The organism is Arsenophonus endosymbiont of Bemisia tabaci Q2, assembly GCF_902713415.1.
In the GTDB taxonomy this organism is placed as follows: domain Bacteria; phylum Pseudomonadota; class Gammaproteobacteria; order Enterobacterales; family Enterobacteriaceae; genus Arsenophonus.
In genome coordinates, this window is the sequence record NZ_CACTIE010000244.1 from 1 (window position 1) to 2,885 (window position 2,885).

At 39.0% G+C, this 2,885-nt stretch carries 3 protein-coding genes and 3 tRNA genes; 3 read left to right on the forward strand and 3 right to left on the reverse strand.

The window, feature by feature from the left end; genetic code table 11:
• Nucleotides 1-49 precede the first annotated feature (49 nt).
• On the forward strand, nt 50-259 hold the full coding sequence (locus ARSQ2_RS10645) for a putative quorum-sensing-regulated virulence factor (protein WP_181995286.1): 210 nt from the start codon (nt 50-52) through the stop codon (nt 257-259).
• A 52-nt stretch (nt 260-311) separates the two neighbouring features.
• On the opposite strand, the gene ARSQ2_RS10650 is transcribed toward ARSQ2_RS10645, so the two are convergent.
• Nucleotides 312-387: transfer RNA gene (locus ARSQ2_RS10650), tRNA-Ala, on the reverse strand.
• Between the two features lie 156 nt (nt 388-543).
• Nucleotides 544-1,968 carry a glutamate--tRNA ligase gene (gene gltX, locus ARSQ2_RS10655; RefSeq protein WP_181995284.1) on the reverse strand — a complete coding sequence of 475 codons (1,425 nt, stop codon included), beginning with the start codon at nt 1,966-1,968 and terminating at the stop codon, nt 544-546.
• Nucleotides 1,969-2,380: 412 nt separating this feature from the next.
• On the opposite strand from gltX, the gene ARSQ2_RS10660 reads away from it, so the two are divergent.
• Together ARSQ2_RS10660 and ARSQ2_RS10665 are read left to right on the forward strand one after the other, a co-directional pair.
• Nucleotides 2,381-2,456, forward strand: a tRNA-Val gene (locus ARSQ2_RS10660).
• Between the two features lie 68 nt (nt 2,457-2,524).
• Nucleotides 2,525-2,600, forward strand: a tRNA-Lys gene (locus ARSQ2_RS10665).
• A gap of 14 nt (nt 2,601-2,614) precedes the next feature.
• Here ARSQ2_RS10665 and ARSQ2_RS10670 read toward each other — a convergent pair.
• The coding region (locus ARSQ2_RS10670) for a tyrosine-type recombinase/integrase (RefSeq protein ID WP_181995285.1) at nt 2,615-2,885 on the reverse strand (271 nt) is incomplete at its 5' end.

A 2,885-nucleotide genomic window follows, 5' to 3' on the forward strand; every position in this document is an offset into this window, starting at 1 on the left:
ACCCTTCTTCTTCCATCGTAAATATCACTTTACGTCTAAAATCAATTGAATAGCTCATATAAATAATGTCATCAAAATTAAGTCGCTTAGCTATAAATACAAAGGACGGGTTTTGATTGATGTACCCGAAGAATATTTACTTTGGTTTTCACGTAAAGGTAAATTTCCTCAAGGAGGACTAGATTATTTAATCGAAATGACGTTAACAGTGAAAGTGAAAGGGCTAGACAACTTAGTTAAGCCACTAAAGCATTTATAGTCAATAATGGGGCTTAATATTGATTAAGCCTAAACCGGCTGGAATTTAAATTTGGTGGAGCTAAGCGGGATCAAACCGCTGACCTCTTGCATGCCATGCAAGCGCTCTCCCAGCTGAGCTATAGCCCCTACACAAAGTGGATTGGACGGGCGTATAATATGCAAGCTGAATAAGACTGTCAATCGATTAATAAGAAAATAGTGTTTAACCGTTGAAAAAATGCTCATACAGCTTAGTGTGAAGAAAAAAGACATAGTGAAATGTGCCGTTATGCTAAGTTAATTTTATTCGCTAACCCTATTTTCACGCTCATTAATATAAATAAAAGCGTTATCAATGCGTTTTAATGAACGATTTTGGCCAATGGCATGTACAGTGGCATCAACACTCGGTGATTGACCTGCTCCTGTCACAGCGACCCGCAGAGGCATACCTACTTTACCCATCCCAATTTCCAGTTCTTTAGCCGTTGCTTCGATTGCATGATGAACATTTTCACATGTCCAGTTGCTAATAGCCGCCAATTTTGTCCGTACGGTTTCTAATGGTAAGCGCGCTATCGGGCGTAAATGTTTTTTAGCGGCGTCGCCGTCGAATGTAGCAAAATCCTGATAGAAATAGCGACATGAACTGGCTATTTCTTTTAAGGTCTTACAACGTTCACCGAGAAGCTTAACTAAATCTGCTAAGCTTGGTCCAATTTGGGTATCAATACCTTGCTGTTCAATGTGCCATGCTAAGTGAGTAGCAACATATTCTGCCGGTAATGAATTGATATAATGATGATTTAGCCATAATAATTTGTCAGTATTAAAGGCACTGGCGGATTTATTAATTGCATCTAAGGAAAAATAACTGATCATTTCCTCGCGGTTAAAAATTTCTTGATCACCATGGGACAACCCGAGACGAACCAAATAGTTTAATAAGGCTTCTGGTAGATAACCGTCATCTCGGTATTGCATGACACTAACTGCGCTATGACGCTTAGATAATTTTTTACCATCATCACCCAAGATCATTGAAACATGCGCATATACAGGTATTGGCGCACCGAGAGCGGTTAATATGTTAATTTGCCGTGGGGTATTATTAATATGATCTTCACCACGAATCACATGGGTGATTTTCATATCCCAGTCATCAATAACAACACAGAAATTATAGGTAGGAGAGCCATCGGTGCGCTGTATAATAAGATCATCTAGCTCAAGATTGCTAAATTCAATTGGGCCACGGATTTGGTCTTCAAAAATAACAGAGCCTTGCTGGGGGTTGCGAAACCGCACTACGTGAGGTTCATTCGGTGTATGGTTATGAGCATGCGAGCGGCAACAGCCATCGTAACGTGGTTTTTCGCCTCTAGCTATCTGTTCTTCTCGTAAATTGTCTAACCGTGTTTTAGAACAGTAACAATGATAAGCTGTCCCCGCACTAAGCATTTGATCGATAACTGCATGATAACGATCGAAGCGTTTAGTTTGATAGTAAGGACCTTCATCCCAATTTAAACTTAACCAGTTCATTCCATCCATTATGGCGTCAATGGCTTCTTGTGTTGAACGCTCAAGATCGGTGTCTTCAATACGTAAGACAAACTCTCCGTTATTATGTCGGCTATAAAGCCATGAATAGAATGCGGTACGAGCACCGCCGACGTGAAGATAACCGGTTGGACTTGGTGCAAAACGGGTTTTTATTTTATTCATTAGATTGCCTTAATGATCTTTTTTATATCGAATCTAGTCTAGTGATAAATTTACAGTTGGTCATTTTATCACTGCAACTTAATTCCTCAATGCTGTTAGCGCGATAATGATACTTTATTTTGCTAATTTACAGCTAAGCGTCTTAATTTTGATTACAAAATATATGTTTTTCTCCAGTATAAATTTACTGATATAGAGTAATTATTTGTAATCATTTTAAAGTCGCCCAGCTATAATGGTAAAACTGCTTAATTTATGCTGATAGGAGCTAGATTAAATAAGTTTAAATAAATATTATTTAGCGTCGATAATATTTTGTGCATCTTGCTTAATTTTGCAACGAACGGATATTTTCTTTAGAAAAACCGTTGACTCATGCTGAACTATCCCTATAATTCACCTCCATCACGACGGGCGATTAGCTCAGCTGGTAGAGCATCTCCCTTACAAGGAGGGGGTCATCAGTTCGAATCTGGTATCGCCCACCATTCATCCAAAAAATAAAGCATTATTTGTTTAAATTATTTATGCTGTGTTTTGCTATTAATAGGTAATAGGGTCGTTAGCTCAGTCGGTAGAGCAGTTGACTTTTAATCAATTGGTCACAGGTTCGAATCCTGTACGACCCACCAATTAAAATAAGGAGTTAGCATCCATGTGCTGCTTCTGGTTTTATTAACTGGGACGATTTTGGGACGCAATCGTCAAAAATGGTATCAATGTTTTTTTCGTGTTCACTAAGATAGCATGGTGCAAGGTGGGCGTACCTACGAACCATTTCTATCGATTCCCACCCTCCCATTTCTTGTAAAACAGATAATGGAACCCCGGATTGAATTAACCAGCTGGCCGATGTGTGACGTAAGTCATGGAATCGGAAATTTTTGATACCTGCTCGTTTTAATGCCATTCTCCAT

Coding starts and splice junctions, on each gene's coding strand:
- gltX (WP_181995284.1), bottom strand. CDS start 1,968: ATGAATAAAATAAAAACCCGTTTTGCACCAAGTCCAACCGGTTATCTT.